The 14,319-nt window shown below is 63.6% G+C and carries 15 protein-coding genes; 1 reads left to right on the top strand and 14 read right to left on the bottom strand.

Annotated features, from left to right (window positions below; all coding sequences use genetic code 11):
* Nucleotides 1-128: 128 nt before the first annotated feature.
* The 13 genes from ABL838_RS33445 to ABL838_RS33505 all read right to left on the bottom strand — a co-directional run bounded on the left by ABL838_RS33445 (nucleotide 129) and on the right by ABL838_RS33505 (nucleotide 12,649).
* A complete protein-coding gene (locus ABL838_RS33445; RefSeq protein ID WP_418126046.1) occupies nucleotides 129-974 on the bottom strand; it encodes an alpha/beta fold hydrolase in 846 nt (281 codons plus the stop codon).
* A gap of 144 nt (nucleotides 975-1,118) precedes the next feature.
* Nucleotides 1,119-1,514, bottom strand: a complete 396-nt coding sequence (locus ABL838_RS33450; RefSeq protein WP_418126047.1) for a nuclear transport factor 2 family protein — start codon at nucleotides 1,512-1,514, stop codon at nucleotides 1,119-1,121.
* Nucleotides 1,515-1,685: 171 nt separating this feature from the next.
* On the bottom strand, nucleotides 1,686-1,871 hold the full coding sequence (locus tag ABL838_RS33455; RefSeq protein WP_418126557.1) for a hypothetical protein: 186 nt from the start codon (nucleotides 1,869-1,871) through the stop codon (nucleotides 1,686-1,688).
* Nucleotides 1,872-2,786: 915 nt separating this feature from the next.
* Nucleotides 2,787-3,215, bottom strand: coding sequence for an ExbD/TolR family protein (locus ABL838_RS33460; protein ID WP_418126048.1), 429 nt, complete (start codon nucleotides 3,213-3,215; stop codon nucleotides 2,787-2,789).
* Between the two features lie 9 nt (nucleotides 3,216-3,224).
* Nucleotides 3,225-3,662: an ExbD/TolR family protein gene (locus ABL838_RS33465; RefSeq protein WP_119557233.1), complete on the bottom strand. Its 438-nt coding sequence runs from the start codon at nucleotides 3,660-3,662 to the stop codon at nucleotides 3,225-3,227.
* An 88-nt stretch (nucleotides 3,663-3,750) separates the two neighbouring features.
* Nucleotides 3,751-4,578: a MotA/TolQ/ExbB proton channel family protein gene (locus tag ABL838_RS33470; protein WP_418126049.1), complete on the bottom strand. Its 828-nt coding sequence runs from the start codon at nucleotides 4,576-4,578 to the stop codon at nucleotides 3,751-3,753.
* 71 nt (nucleotides 4,579-4,649) lie between these two features.
* Nucleotides 4,650-5,297 carry an energy transducer TonB gene (locus ABL838_RS33475; protein ID WP_418126050.1) on the bottom strand — a complete coding sequence of 216 codons (648 nt, stop codon included), beginning with the start codon at nucleotides 5,295-5,297 and terminating at the stop codon, nucleotides 4,650-4,652.
* A 134-nt stretch (nucleotides 5,298-5,431) separates the two neighbouring features.
* Complete coding sequence (locus ABL838_RS33480) at nucleotides 5,432-6,673, bottom strand: NAD(P)/FAD-dependent oxidoreductase (RefSeq protein ID WP_418126051.1); 1,242 nt, start codon at nucleotides 6,671-6,673, stop codon at nucleotides 5,432-5,434.
* Nucleotides 6,674-6,686: 13 nt separating this feature from the next.
* Nucleotides 6,687-7,049 (bottom strand): RidA family protein, encoded by a 363-nt coding sequence (locus ABL838_RS33485; protein WP_418126052.1) that lies wholly within the window; start codon nucleotides 7,047-7,049, stop codon nucleotides 6,687-6,689.
* Between the two features lie 102 nt (nucleotides 7,050-7,151).
* On the bottom strand, nucleotides 7,152-8,267 hold the full coding sequence (locus ABL838_RS33490) for an aminotransferase class I/II-fold pyridoxal phosphate-dependent enzyme (RefSeq protein ID WP_418126053.1): 1,116 nt from the start codon (nucleotides 8,265-8,267) through the stop codon (nucleotides 7,152-7,154).
* Nucleotides 8,264-9,727 carry a M81 family metallopeptidase gene (locus ABL838_RS33495; protein WP_418126054.1) on the bottom strand — a complete coding sequence of 488 codons (1,464 nt, stop codon included), beginning with the start codon at nucleotides 9,725-9,727 and terminating at the stop codon, nucleotides 8,264-8,266. Before ABL838_RS33495 ends, ABL838_RS33490 begins: the two co-directional genes overlap by 4 nt.
* 17 nt (nucleotides 9,728-9,744) lie before the next feature.
* A complete protein-coding gene (locus ABL838_RS33500; protein WP_418126055.1) occupies nucleotides 9,745-11,049 on the bottom strand; it encodes an MFS transporter in 1,305 nt (434 codons plus the stop codon).
* Entirely contained in the window at nucleotides 11,042-12,649 is a 1,608-nt protein-coding gene (locus tag ABL838_RS33505; protein ID WP_418126056.1) for a serine hydrolase domain-containing protein, read from the bottom strand. The genes ABL838_RS33500 and ABL838_RS33505 overlap by 8 nt, the downstream gene beginning before the upstream one ends.
* A 53-nt stretch (nucleotides 12,650-12,702) precedes the next feature.
* On the opposite strand from ABL838_RS33505, the gene ABL838_RS33510 reads away from it, so the two are divergent.
* Complete coding sequence (locus ABL838_RS33510; RefSeq protein WP_418126057.1) at nucleotides 12,703-13,311, top strand: TetR/AcrR family transcriptional regulator; 609 nt, start codon at nucleotides 12,703-12,705, stop codon at nucleotides 13,309-13,311.
* Here ABL838_RS33510 and ABL838_RS33515 read toward each other — a convergent pair.
* On the bottom strand, nucleotides 13,271-14,317 hold the full coding sequence (locus ABL838_RS33515) for a dipeptide epimerase (RefSeq protein WP_418126058.1): 1,047 nt from the start codon (nucleotides 14,315-14,317) through the stop codon (nucleotides 13,271-13,273). The two genes, ABL838_RS33510 and ABL838_RS33515, sit on opposite strands and share 41 nt — an antisense overlap.
* Nucleotides 14,318-14,319: the final 2 nt, after the last annotated feature.

Here is a 14,319-nt window from a genome sequence, read left to right on the forward strand (position 1 = left end):
CACGCCATGTGGAAGACACGAGTTCTCAAGGGAACATTCTCTTTTGCTATCTGCGGTGGCAGCACAAGTGGGAGGGAGAGATGCCCGGTGACCTAGTTTGCCCATGAGCGGCTCGCCTGAAAGTATCTTTAGCGGCCTACTGCGCATGTTTGGCGGAATTCGCGGACGGCCGCGATCAACTGCGCAGGCGCTTCTTCTGCCACGTACTCTCCGCCAGGAATAACCTTGCCGCTTATATTGCTGGCGCCCTTTTCACGGATCGCGGGCAGATAGTCGTCGGGGGTTTTCCCATCCGCGTCACCGCGCACATACAACATCGGAACCTCGATTCGCTTGCTGCGCGCGTTATGGCTGGCATCTTTGGTCATGGCGCGATACCAGTCGAAGCCCGCCGTGAGCGCTTCCGGGCGCTCATACGCCCTGGCATAGGCTTCCCGAGCCTCGTGCGTGATCGCCGACGCGTCACCGGCCATAGCGTTGTAGAAGAATTCGAAATACGCGCGCTGGCGTCCGGCCACCAAGGTCTCCGGCAGTGCAGGGATCGCGTGCAGCGCGAAATGGAAAATACGCGGATCAGCTAGCACCGCATCCCAGGGCGCGATGCCCGGAAGCACAGTGTTCATCACCATGGCGCCGCTAATTCTCCGCGCGTGATCGCGCGCTGCTGCGTAGGCAACCATTCCGCCCACATCGTAGCCAGCAATGATGGTGTCCCTTGCACCCAATTGCGCGGCCGCATCGAGCAAGACGGCGGCCATATCGGTTTTTTCCGAAGAAAGCGGAGTTCCCTCAGAATCACCGATGCCCGGTAGATCGAAGGCGAGCACGAATTGGTCGATGCCCAACTCCGGCAACACATGCTCGAATGCGAGGCTTGATTGCGGCCAGCCATGCAGCAGGATCACCGCGGGCTTGGAGGGATCTCCGCTCGATCGTGCTGCAATCTTCATCCCTTTGACTTCGGTAACTAGCATGCTGTAGTTTCTTCGTCGTTTGATGGGTTGTCCGAGGGATTCTCCGACGGCCGTTAACGCAAGAATTGCGCTGCGGGGCACAATGACTATGTGGGATCAACAGGCGCTGCAGCTCGATCGAACACGCGAGCCTGCGCCTCAGGCTCACGCTGGCGGGAGCAGTTGGTTCTGCTTTTCCGTCTCTGTATGAACAACGGCCAGCCATTTCCCTCCACGTTTAATCCAGGTGGTAGTGTCCAAACAAACCATTTGCTGGGTCTTTCCATTCATTTCAAAACTCTGCGACACCTCATAAGTGGCCACCGCCACCTCCGTGCTGGGAAAAAGGACTTTCTCGTTGGAGAAGGTAAAAGCGGTCAGTTTCGCCGGGCCTTCTTTCGCCATCTTGATGTACTCGTCAGGGGTGAAGTGATGGATCCCAAACATCGCCACATTGGCTGCCGGTTCCGTCAGTAGCGCGGCGGCTTTCTCCGGCTCTCCATTCACCACTGACTGCCAGAACTCTGCCTCAAGCTTCATAATGTCAGATGGAGTGGTCATGCTGCGCTCCGTGGTGATGAGATGTGAGGAAACTTCCAAAACGCTGCTTAACGGTTGTTCGCGATATGCTTTCCAGTGCTTTCGCACGCCAATGGTGTGCTGTGGAATATTCTGCGCTGGGCTTCTTCGAGTACGTTTGACAAATTGTTAAAGCATGCAGGCTCGGAGGCTTTAGCTACTCCGCGTTTTGCAAGTGATCCGCGCAACCACCGCCGGCACGAACGGCGAATCCCCTTCATGAGGAACGGTGGCGTCGATCAGCCCGGCGGCCACCAACACTGCAGCGTTGCGGATGTCGTTGGGGGCGGTCACCTCGAACGGGAACTTCTCTCCTTCAATCCGCCTAAGAAAGTCCATCGGCACTGTCACCTCCTGATATCGCCCACCAAATGTAAGTCAGCTGCACTTTCATGGGGATGATGGATGCGACGCAGTCCTACGGGCGTCTCCACAGCTACGCAATACGGTGGCTCTCGGCAGCCGCTTTTCTCCCTCCTCCCCCGGGGCTGCCCGCGGCCGCCTTCGTGCCGCCCAGCCTTCTGGCTCCTGATCGGGCGCGTTGGCGTGGGTTTTTTCTTGAGCGTGGCCCTGTCGAGGGGTTGCCTTTCCAAGCAGCTCAGGAGGGCCGCCCATGACCCTTTTAGCGTCAGCGCGAGCGATCCAGCCGAGGCACTTTTGCTTCGACAAAGCGACACCCTCAACGGGAGACGATCTCGGCACGCTAAGAACAACCTTGCAGCAAACTTGCCGCGAAAAGAAATATCGGCCGATCCATGGAACGTCTCAGCTTGCGTCGCGTTCACGTAGATGCTGCAGGCCCACAGTCCCGAAAATCCTTCGTAGGTAAAAAGCCCCTCAGCCACGGAAAACCTCCGGCTCTGCGCAGGCTTGGCAACGAAATAGGAGGTGGTGGCGAGCACTGAGCAACGCAAAGTAGCACGATCAACCCCCTCAACAATTCAGAAAAAATGGCCTACTCCGCCGTCAGCGAGTCGAAGGAGCGCTCGAATCCATTGATGCCGCCAGGCTCACAAAGAGGGTGGGTTAATATTCGATGGAAATGCCGGGTCAGGATTCCATGGAAATCAACAGGCACTGGCGGCTTGGGAGAATGACGGCCGACCTGTGAAATGGGACTACGAATGGCGCAGCCTGTATCAGTCGTCGGCAAGCGAAGCCATCACATTACTCAAAGATGCTGCTCGCCCGTTCTTGACCACACGAACCTCCCGAGATCGACCAGCCACCTGCTCCCGCAGTCGCAGACGCGCCTTAATTCGTGAACTGCTCGCTCCCGACGATGCCGATCTTCGTGACGCCCAGGCGTTGCGCGCTGGCCATCACGCCTGCGACATGCTTGTACGGCACAAGCTTGCTGGGCCTCAGATGCACCTCCGGCTGGTCAGATTGGGCGGCGACTTGCGCGAGCCGTCTTTCCAGATCGGGGCGACTCGGCACGACTTCACCGTTCCATCCGACGGTGCCGTCGGTTTCGACATCGATACGAACCTCTTCGGGCGGCTTGGGCGGTGACTGAGCCGTGCTTGGCGCCGGCATGTTCATCTTGACCGCATGGGTCTGAATTGGGATCGTGATGATGAACATGATCAGGAGCACCAGCATAACGTCGATCAGCGGCGTGGTGTTGATATCGACCATCACATCGTCGTCGCCACCACCGCTGCCTACATTCATTGCCATGTTTTCCTCCTAGCGACTGGCGACACCGGCCGGCGGCTCGGTGATGAATCCGACCTTCTGGATGCCCGCGCGCCGGCAGGCAACGACCACGCGGCCGACGGATTCGTACGGCACCTCGGCATCGCCGCGGATATGCACCTCTGGTTGCGGCTCCTTGACCGCAGAGGTCTTCAACCGACTCACCAGCGTCTCGATATCGGGCACGCGCTCCACACCCCAATAGACGTCGCCACCACGGCTGACAGCCAGCACAATGTTCTCGGGCTTGGTCTGCGTCGGAACGTTCCTCTCCTTCGGCAGATCAAGCTTGATGGATTGCGTGACCACCGGAATGGTGATCAGGAAGATGATGAGCAACACGAGCATCACATCAACCAGCGGTGTCGTGTTGATGCTGGAGTTCAGGGCCTCCTCATCATCGCCCCCGGCAGAAATGTTCATCGCCATGATGGAGTCCTCATTTCAGGGAAAAGGACCGGCAGACAAACGAAGCGCCCCTCCTTCGAGAGGCGGCGCAGCCGCCGTGTAGATGTGTTCATCGCTTGCCGGCGATCAGGACATTGTGCAGGTCGCCGCTGAAATTGCGGACCCGTTCCATCGCACGCTTGTTACGACGAATCAGCCAGTTGTAGCCCATCACCGCAGGCACCGCGACCGCCAGGCCGATGGCCGTCATGATGAGCGCCTCGCCCACGGGGCCCGCCACCTTGTCGATGGATGCCTGGCCGGAGATGCCGATGGCGGTCAGTGCGTGGTAGATGCCCCAGACCGTGCCAAAGAGACCGACGAAGGGTGCGGTCGATCCGACGGTGGCCAGGAACGCCAGGCCGTCCTGCAGGCGACTCTGGACCTTGTCCACGGCGCGCTGGATGCTCATGGTGACCCAGGTATGCAGGTCGATCTGCTCGACCAACGTGCCCTCGTGATGCTCGCTTGCGGTCAGGCCCTGCTCCGCGATGTAGCGGAAGGCGCTGCCGCTGTGCAGCGCGTCGGTACCGGCGCGCACCGTGCCGGCCTTCCAGAACGACTTGCCAGCCGCATTGGCCGCATTCATCAGCTTCTGCTGTTCGAACAGCTTGGTGAAGATGATGCACCAGCTGCCGATGCTCATGATCACCATGATCATCAATGTCCCCTTGGCAACGAAGTCGCCCTGCGCCCACAACGCGCCGAGACCGTAAGGGTTCTCGACAGCGTGAGCGGCTGCGGTGGGACTCTCGGCCGCGGCAGGCGCTGGCGTCGCCGGCGTCGGTGTCACCGCCGGTGCAGGGTCAGCCTGCGCGAAGGCGGCCAGGGGTGCCGCCATCGAGACGGTGGCAACGACGGCCAGTACGGCCGCGCGCATGAGTTGGATCAGGGACATGGATTTTTCTCCGTTGAAAACAAGAAGTGGCCGGTACGGCCAGCGCGTGGGGTGAACAGGACTGGGAGGGCTCACTCGAGCTTCCACACGTAGTCGACAGTGGTGACGGCGCCACCGACCGGATGGCCCTCGGCATCGGTCCCCGGTCGGAACGGGCACTTGCTCAGCACTTCGACTGCGGCTGCGTCCATCGTTCGGTGCTCCCGTGTCGGCCCTGAAGGCTTGTCGATCTCGGCTTTCGCGACCCGACCGGTCGCGTCGATCGTGAAGCGGATCCGCGTGGTGCCGGTGGCTTCGGCGCGCAACGCGGCGCGCGGGTACTCCGGCTTCTCGCAAGACGACACATCGATGCGTGCTGGCGTGCCGGTGGGGCGCGGCACCGCAGGCGCCGGAGGCGCGATGGCCACGGGTGTGGGCGGTGGTGCCACCGACGTGGTAGTGATCGTGGGTCCCGGATTCGGCAGTGGCGCGACGCTCACCTCCGGTGGCGGCACATAGCTCGGCGGCAGCGCGGCCTTGCGTACCGGCGGCGGACGCTTGGGAGGCTCCTGCGGAGGCGGCGGAGGTGGTGGCGGGGGCGGCTTGATCTCGTCGACGATGCTGACTTCCACCGGGGACTTGATCACGTCCACGACCTGCCGCGCCAATCCGCTGACAAGCGCCCATCCCAGCAGCAGGTGCAACAGCACCACGATGCCGAAGCCGACCAGCCACCCCATGGGTTGGCGATTCTCATTGAAATCCATTCGATATCCTCCAGGCGCTGCCAGGGCTGGCGTACGACATTCATGTACTGCGGACTCGCCTTCTCCCCGCGCGGGGCGACGAATGAAGTCGTCGGGGTGCGCCGCGACTAGCATGGAAACCTCGAGGGCGAAAACGCCGTCGCCTCCGTGTAAGGCGTGCCACCTTCGATCAGATCTGCCAGGAGCCGCGCGCTGGCCGGCCCCAACGTGAAGCCGTGGTGACCGTGCCCGAAGTTGAACCACAGGCCCTTGTGGCGCTGCGCGCGACCGATGACCGGTTTCATGTCGGCACAGCAAGGCCGACTTCCGAGCCACGGCTGCGCCTCGACCGGCAGCCCGAGGTTCAGCAGCTTGCGCACCTCGGTCTCCGCGCCGGCGAGCTGGCGTGGCGTGGAGGGAGCATCGATGCGCGCAATCTCCGCACCAGTGGTGATGCGCAGGCCACGCCGTTGCGAAGACATCACATAGCCGCGCTCCGCGTCCAGCGTCGGAACGTTGACACCGTCGCCGCCTACGTAGTGCCGGTGGTAGCCCCGCTTGATGAACAGTGGCAACCGATAGCCCATGCGCCGCGTCAGTGCGCTGGACCAGGGTCCCAATGCCACCACGGCATGACGCGCCTGCACGAGGCCTTCGTCGAGACGCACCTCCCAGCCGCCAGCGCGCTCACGCAAGCTGCTCGCGTCACCTCTGGCGAATCGGCCACCACGGTGCCGAAACGCGCTCTCGTACCGTTCGACCAGCGCGCCGGGATCAATCACGCTCCAAGAATCCAGCCAGTGCACCGCACCCGCCATGGGGATGCGAAAAGCAGGCTCGGCCGCAGCAAGGGCGCGTGCATCGAGCAGATCCAGGCCGATCCCATGGTCGCGGTGCAACTGCTGCGCGTGCGCGGCCGCAGCTTCCATTGCAGGCCCGCTGCGGTACATCAGGCGCAGTCCTTCGCGTCGTACCAGATCCTGCGCACCTGCAAGCGCCATGTAGCGCCCGTGCTCTTGCGTGACATGGGCAATCAGGCCGGCATATGCCCGGCCAATGCGTCGGTGCCGCTGCGGCGCCGAATGCCACCAGTAGCGCATCAATTGCGGCAAGGCTCCGAACAGGCCCGCCGCCTGATAGTGGATGTCCAGCCCGCGACCGACAGCTGCGGCGAGGATGGCGCGCACATCGCGCGGAAAGGCATAGGGCTCGACCGCTTCGCGCTGGATGACGCCCGCATTGCCAAAGGACGTCTCGCGCCCGGGCGGCCGCCGATCGACAAGCGTCACGGCATGGCCACGCAGCGTCAGTTCGAGCGCGGTGCAGGTGCCGACCATGCCGGCCCCAAGCACCACAATGTCGTGTGCCATCTGGATTCCGCCCTCAGGATTGCGCGGGCATCGCGGCCACGACGGAGATCTCGATGCCGGCAGGCGCCAGCAAGAGCTGCGCAACGACGGTGGTACGTGTCGGCAGAGGGGCGCGGAAGTGCCGACGGTACGCTGCGTTGAACTCTGCAAAGTCTTCCGCCCGCGCCAGATGGACAGTGACCTGCACCACATCCGCCAGGCCCAGGCCTATGCTGCCGAGCGATGCCTCGATGCGCTGCAGCGTCAGATCGGTCTGGGCTGCGATTCCCTCGGGCATGGGGCCTTGTTCGGCAATGGGCAGTTCGCCCGAGAGAAAAATCAACCCGTTCGCGCTGCGGATCTTGGAAAACGGGAGTTGCGTGACGGCGATGCTCATCTGGTTCCTCTTGCATGCCCGCGGATGACGCAGGCGAAGTCGTTGGTGAAGCTGGCGAAAGAGACCCGTGCATCGGGCACGGGGTGTGTTGCGTCCGCCCGCCTACAGCAGGCTGCGCAGCGTTGTCAGCAGCCGGTCGATGTGTTGCGGCGTGTGATCGGCAAAGGTGGCGCACCTGAGCACGCCCTCGGGGCCGGCACCCACATAGGTGGAGTAGGCGATGAAGATGCCGCGGCCGAACAGAGCGGCCTGGATGCGCTGCATTTCCTGCGCATCGCCATGAACGAAGGTGGCGACGGGACCATCGCTGTCGTCCACCTGCAGGCCGAGCTCGCGCAATCCGTCCTTGAGCGCACGGGCGTTGTCGCGCAGCCGCAGCAGGATTTCGGGATGCTGGCGGATGTGGCGCAGGCTCTGCGCCGTCATGGCCGCGCCTGCCGAGCACCCCAGGACGGCACCGCGCGCCGCCGGGGTGCGCCACAGCGACGCAATGGTTCGCGCCGAGCCCAGTGCCAACCCGCCATGGGCGCCGAAGGCCTTGGCGGTCGATCCACCCGCCACAATGCGCTCGAACGAAAGGCCGGCGGCCTCCACAGCGCCGCGTCCAAGCGGGCCCAGCGTGCCGAAGGCGTGCGACTCGTCGACCACCAGCCAGCCGCAGCGGGAAGCAATGGCCCTCGCATAGGCTTGCAGCGGTGCGATGACGCCGAACGTGGGAAACATGCCATCGGTGGCGACGAGCGGTCGCTCGCCCGGACCCAAGGTGCGCTCAAGGTGACGCGCCAGGTCGTCAGCGTCGCGATGCTTGAACAGATGTACCGGCTTCCTCGTCGCGTGGGCGCCGTCGCGCAGGCTGTAGTGAGCGCACTCGTCGAGGTAGATGGCGTCGCAGTCGGGCGCAAGGCCCGCCAGCGCGATGATGCCGAACAGATAGCCGGTGCCGAAATACATCGCGTCGTCGACATCGAAGAAGCGGCACGCCTCGGCTTCGGCCTCCTGGTTCGCGCCCGCGCTGAAGCCGTAGTGGCGCGCGAGGTGCGTGCTGGCACCAAACTGCCGCAGGGCGGCACATCCGGCGTCCAGCAGTTCGGGGGCTCCGCCCAGGCCCAGATAGCTCGAGCCGCCGAAGCACAGAAGTGCCTGTCCGTCGACCATCATCAGCGCCCCGCTGGGCGACTCGACGCGACCGCCTGCCACTTGTGAAAAGAAAGTCGTCATGCGAGATGAGGTGCCGGGTTGTCGATGGCGGGGAAGAAGTGGATATCCCGGTGCTGGTAGGGCAAGCGAGCGAAGTCCATCGACAGCGCCGCACCGGTCTCGATGACATGGCAGTCAGTGGAGAGCTTCGAGAACTCGGCGTAGTAGTGGTGACTCGATTTCACCGAGATGACCTGCGCCTCGTGAAGTGGCACCCCCAGGCCGGTAAAGGCGGTAGGCGACAAGGTCTGCTGCCGCCGGCTGCACAACACGATGTCGGTGGTTCCGCATCTCACCCAGGCCGCGCGGCCTAGCGGATCGACGATGTTGCCGACGGACTGCGAGTGTTCCTGGGCAAGACCTCGAACAGTGACATTGATCTCCAATGAGCCGCCCGCTGCTTCACCGGCCTTGCCTCCCACGCACAGCCGCAGTGGGGCATCGATGCCCGCCCCGAAGCATGCTTGCACGGCCTGCGGGTCGCACACCATGCCCACGACGCTGCGCAGGTCGGTGCGCTGGACGAGCGCCGCGAGCAGCACGGCGTGATCGCCTGGCGCCCCGCCACCCGGGTTGTCTCCCGCATCCGCCAGGATGCGCGGCACGCCGCAGCCGGGATCGAACCCCTCGAGGGCTTCGTTGACCGTCTCCAGATGTGGCAGCATCGTGCGGCGCATCCGGTAGAACGCCTGGGCGAGCTCGGTCGCCACTGCTGTGGCAAGAGCCTCGTCACCGTCCGCCACCACAAGGACCTTCGTGCCTGCGTCACTCACGTCGCCCCAGGGGAAACCATGCACCAGACTCGCGGACAGGACACCGGGGCGTGCCTCGACCTCACGCAGCCGGTCCACCAGCCCGCGCATCGGCTGGGACGTTGTGGGATAAAAGCCCACCATCCGACAATCGACCACCGCCATCACAGGACGCGTCGCACCGGTTGCAGCGGCGCGGCACACGTCGAAAAGCTCGACGGCTCTTTCCTCGTAGTCGACATGCGGATACTCGCGCATCAGGATGATGGCGTCCGCATGCTGGGTCATCGCCGCACTCATATGGCAGTGGGGATCCAGCTCCACGCCGATCACGCACCGGGGCCCCACGAGATCACGAAGGGCTCTAATCAGGTCGCCCTCGCAATCGTCCTCACCTTCGGCCGCCATGGCGCCGTGGAGAAAGAGCAGGACCATGTCCAACGGCATGGCGGCCTTCGCCGCAGCCAGGATCTCGCCGCGCAGCTGCGCATACGCCTGCGCCTCCACGCGCCCGGCCGGCTGGGCAGTGGCATAGACCCCTTCGTGAACCTCGTCGCCGTAGCGGCCGGCGGCGCGACGCCACTGCTCCACGATCGGACCGACATCGCCCAGCGCCTGGGACGGCGCAAGTCCGCGGATGATGCCCAGCTCCTCGAACGAGGCAAGCGTGGTCGGAAATGTGGAGAACGTGTTGGTCTCGGTGACCAATGCCGATGTGAATATCTTCATGAGAAAACCTGCGTGGATCAAAGTGCGCTCAAGCGTTTTGCGAGCGGAGCCATCGTGAAAAGCGCGATCACAAGAACCGATGCAGGTGCGACCACCCACAGAGAGGCCAAACGATCAAGCGAGAGCTGAGCGATTCCCGCATCCAAGGGCCCTACCCAGTCCAAGCCAAACCCGACGACGATGCCGCCAAGCGACTGACCCAGCTTCTCGGCCGAAAACAGGATGCCCAGGTACAGACCCAGGCTCTCACCCTGCGTGGAGGAGCGCGTGGCCGTTTCCATCGCCAGCGTGCTGATCAAGACGGTCAAGCCACCGCAAGCCAGACCGAACAGCGCTCCACCGGCCACCATCGAAGGCATGGTGCGAGGACCCGCGGTGAGCCAGCCGACGCCCAGCAAGGCCAGACATAACGCACCACCGAGGATGGCGGTCGGCCGCACACGACGCGCGAGCCATGGCGCCGCCGTGACGCCCAGCAGGAGTGCAAGGAAGATGGGCGTGAGCAGGACGGAAAGGTTCTCGGGTCCCGCTTGGAGCAGGTGCTTGTTGGCATACGGCAATGCACTGAACAGCGCTGTCGAACTGGTGCCGAGCAGGACGAGGATCAGAGCAACGCCATAGAAAGCCTTGTTGCGCAGCGTCGCACGCAACGCCTTCGGCAACGACGGCGCCCCCTTGCTTTCGACGCCAGTGCGCAGCGGCACTCGACGCACCACCAGCCAGCAGATGGAAAGTGCAACGAAAGCCCCGACTGCGAGCACAGCCGCCATGCCGAGATAGCCGCCATGGAATGCACTGAAGCGAGCGACGATCTGCGGCGCCAGCACGGTGACGAGCAGCCCCGCAATCGTCTGCCCGAGCGCCCGGGACGACATCAACGTGCTGCGCTCTTGCATGCCGTCGCACATGTCGCTCGCAATGGCCGTGTGCGCCACGGTGAACACCGTGAGCATCAACGATTGCACGACCAGGAGGACTCCCAGCAGCGCAAGGCGGAGAGACAGCGGAAGCGATGCCACGGGCAGGAACAGCAGCAACAACAGGACCGGCAGCGCAAGCGCATGGATCGCAATGAGCCGGCTCCTGCTTCCCATGGCGCGCGCGGCACTGTCCGTCCGACGCCCGATCCAGGGGTCGAACAGCAGGTCTGCAAGCTTCGGGACGGCGAGCAGGACACCCGCGATTGCCGGTGGAACCTTCGCAAACTCAGTCAGATAGAAGAGAAAGAGCAGCGGCACCACGCCCGAGCTCAAGGTGGACCCGAACGCCCCGGCGCCGAAGCCCGCGACGGCTCCCCGCGAAGGCGCGCGAACATCAGCCATGAGCAGCGTCTCCGGTGAAGCGCAACTGACGGGTCCGTGCCGTGTCGAGCAGCAGTTCGCGACGCCCGTCCTCCCCGGTAATCAGGCGCAGCGTCCCGTGCATGGGGATGACAGGGTCCTCGCTCACCATCAGGCAAGTGTTCGCGAGCAGCGGCTTGAGCTTGTAAGTGCTGCGCCCGTACAAACCTGCCACACGCATCGACTCGGGCCGCCCTTCGCCGATGACGATGTCACCGCCGAGTTCTTCGCTGTGCCATCTGCCGGCGAAGCGCGTCACCGCACTGTCGACCCCGTGCGAGGCGTCAACGCGCTCGCAGCGGTAGCGTCGGCCCTGCTCAGTCACGTCAATCGCCGTGACGTCTCCATATTCGTCGCGAACGATATCGACACTGAGCACGATGACCGAAAGCAGGTTCACGCGCAGCGTACCCGACTCGACCTGGGTGAGCGGCAGCGGCAGGCCGAAGCTGTGCAGGAACAGCGCATCGCCATTCCGGGAGACGGAGAAATGTCGCCCATTGGAGGCGCAGTAATAGTCGCCGCCCAGCGCCTCGACCAGCTCAGGGTTTGCCGGTGCCTCCGCGGGTTCGAGCACATCTTCCAGCAGGGCAACGAACAGCTTCTGGGCGACCTCGGTGGCCGCGACATCGCTGCGATTGCTCATGACGACGATCTGAACGCCGTGCGCCGGCGCGGCGAGCATCTGGCAGGTGCCCCCCACCACGCCACCCGCATGATGGAAGATGTCGACGCCCCGCCATTTCTCCCGGACGAGGCCGAAGCCGTACGGATTCAGAAAGCCGTTGTTCAGCTCGGCTGGCGCCAGCATCTCGTCGGACAGGGACTGCGGCCAGATCCTGGGCGATACGAGATGGGTCAACCAACGCTGCATGTCGTCGAGCGTCGAGGCGATCCCGCCCTCCCCCAGGATCACCGCCGGGAAGATGCCTTTCGAGAATCCACCGTCGGGCTTTGCGACGTGCGAGGTGGCACTGCCGAGCAACGGGTCCAGATCGGTCGCCCACAGGAACGTGTCGTGCATCGACAGCGGCTCGAACAGGCGTTCGCGCAGCCCCTGCGCCAGCGGTACGCCCAACACCCGCTCCAGCACCATGGAGAGCATTCGGTAGCCGCCGTTGTTGTAGATGAACTGCTCGCCGGGCTCGAAATTCTCCTCGTGCTGCCGACACTGGTACTCGAATGCGCCTTCGCTGGGCACGATGGTCAGCCCGTTCGAGAACAGCGAGAGATCGAGGTAGTCACGCGTCCCGCCCGTGTGGTTCATGAACTGACGCAACGTACGGGCACCCTGGCTCGCCGGCAACTCCGGCAGCCAGCGGCCGACCGGCTCGTCGATCGACAGCGCGCCTTCGTCGCGAAGCAGCAATGCCAGAGCACAGGCGAAGTGCTTGGTCGTCGAGCCGATGCGCATCTTCGTGGACGGCGTGTTGACCATGCCGGAGTCGAGACTTGCCAGGCCATAGCCGCGGCGCAGCAAGGTCTTGCCGCGCTGCTCGACACTGGCGATCAGGCCCGGTGCGTCGTTGCGATGGAGATTGGAGAGCACAGCCTCCAGCTTTTCGATAGGGGTCGCGGTCATTATGTGTTTTCCAATCCTAAAATGAACGAACAATCATTTAAATTTTCCAGAACATGCCCAAGAGAGACGAAAGCCACATGGCCGCGGTGCGGCAGCAGATCCTTGCCGCCGCCCGCGTCGTCTTCGAGCGCAAGGGGGTTGCCGAAGCCTCAATGAACGATGTCAGTACCCAGGCCGGGTTGTCGGTCGGGTCCATCTACGTCCACTTCCGCTCCAAGGAAGACGTCCTGCTGCAACTCATCGAAGCTGCGGAGGTCAACGCCGCGCCATTCGAGGCATGCAGCAGTGCCGGTGAGCTTCTGGGACTCGTGGAGTCGTCGCTCAAGCTTCAGGAGCGGCCCGACGCGACGAACCAGGTCGCCCGTACGGCGCTGGAAATCGCGGCGATCACGCGGCGCAACCCGGATGTTCAGGCGGTCGTCTCGAAGAACTTCAAGAATCTGCGCCGCGCCTTGCTGGAGACGGTGGTGCGCATCGGGAAGGACGCGAACCATCTCGAGGAAAGCGAAATGCTCGCCGTCGGAGAATCCATCCTTTCCTTGCTCGTTTCGGCGCAGGCACAGATGCTGATCGGCGTACCGACCAACACCGAAGCCAAGATGAAGGCCGCCCGGCTGCTGATCAGGCTTCTGCATGGCGCACCGGTGAGAGTAAAGCGCTGACCGATGCCGGCTGCTCGTCTGCCAACGGCATGAATGCAGCATCCTCGAAAGCGATGAGTCCGTCCGCATAGGTTGCGGATGGGGCCGTGTCAGACGCCATGAGCAAGGGCGCATCGAGATCGACCAGATCGGCCCACTGCGCTGCGATGAACGCGGGCAGGATCGCCCGGGAACGCCCACCCATGCACCCGATCATCACCTGCAGTCCGCGCTGACGCGCTTCGTGTGCAAGCGTCAGCGCAGCACTCAGACCTCCGCACTTGTCGAGCTTGATGTTGACCACCTGGTACATCTGCGCAACGCGCTCCAGATCGTCGATCGTCTGCAACGACTCGTCGGCGGCGAGCGGAATGCGGCAACCGCACCCCTTCAATGCATCGTCGTCCGTCGCGGGAAGCGGCTGTTCGATCAGTTCGACCTGATTCGCCAGCAGCGCAGCCATCATCCACTCGAGATGCGGCATCGTCCACCCCTCGTTCGCATCGACCGACAGGCGGACATCGGGCCTTTCCAGGCGAACAGCGGCCACACGTTCGGCATCCGCCGCGCTGCCATCCAGCTTGAGCTTGAGTGCCTTTGCCATCGGATAGGCCAACGCCGCCTGAGCCATCCTGTGTGGCTCGTCGACACCCAGCGTCACCATCGTCATCCGAGGTTTCACCGCTTGCAGGAACGCCATGCGATAGGCGGGCTCGCCACGTTCCGCTGCCACGAGTTGCCACAGCGCCCAGTCGAGCGCGTTGCGAGCGCCGCCAGGCGGCATCTTCTGCACCTCACGCCAAGCACCGAGCAAGTCGTTCGGCAGTCGCTCGCCGATTGCCTCCACCTCTTGTCTCATGCGCGGGCCACACTCCCCACGATAGAAGACACCAGCCGCTTCGGCATGTGCCACATGACGCCCATGACGCACCTCGATGCACAGCACCGACTGCCCGGGTAGCACGCGGCCTGCGATGACCAGCGGCTGCCGAAAGCGGATGTCCTCCGCGAAGGCTTGAATTTGCATGG

It is taken from the genome of Variovorax sp. 160MFSha2.1, from assembly GCF_048305075.1.
GTDB classification, from domain to species: domain Bacteria; phylum Pseudomonadota; class Gammaproteobacteria; order Burkholderiales; family Burkholderiaceae_C; genus Variovorax; species Variovorax guangxiensis.